The following is a 582-nucleotide window of genomic DNA, read 5'->3' on the forward strand; positions in this document are numbered from 1 at the left end:
CTTTCCTCCTGACTGAAAGTGCTTTACAACCCGAAGGCCTTCTTCACACACGCGGCATGGCTGCATCAGGCTTGCGCCCATTGTGCAATATTCCCCACTGCTGCCTCCCGTAGGAGTCTGGGCCGTGTCTCAGTCCCAGTGTGGCTGATCATCCTCTCAAACCAGCTAGGGATCGTCGCCTTGGTGAGCCATTACCTCACCAACTAGCTAATCCCACTTGGGCCAATCTAAAGGCGAGAGCCGAAGCCCCCTTTGGTCCGTAGACATTATGCGGTATTAGCAGTCGTTTCCAACTGTTGTCCCCCACCTCAAGGCATGTTCCCAAGCATTACTCACCCGTCCGCCGCTCGTCAGCAAAGTAGCAAGCTACTTTCTGTTACCGCTCGACTTGCATGTGTTAGGCCTGCCGCCAGCGTTCAATCTGAGCCATGATCAAACTCTTCAATTAAAAAGTTTTATGTCTTTCGACAGCTCAATGAATTCTGAATTTATTTTAATATCTTTCGATATTGAATTGACTGTGCCGAATAATTACCGAAATAACTATTCTGTTGGTCACTCAGTTTTCAATTGAGACTCTAA

General features: G+C 48.3%; 1 rRNA gene. It reads right to left on the reverse strand.

Annotated elements, in window-relative coordinates:
* A 16S ribosomal RNA gene (locus GQR52_RS20395) occupies nt 1–448 on the reverse strand; the annotation flags it as partial.
* Nucleotides 449–582: the final 134 nt, after the last annotated feature.

This window comes from Pseudoalteromonas sp. 31A1 (assembly GCF_011378815.1).
GTDB classification, from domain to species: Bacteria; Pseudomonadota; Gammaproteobacteria; order Enterobacterales; family Alteromonadaceae; genus Pseudoalteromonas; species Pseudoalteromonas arctica.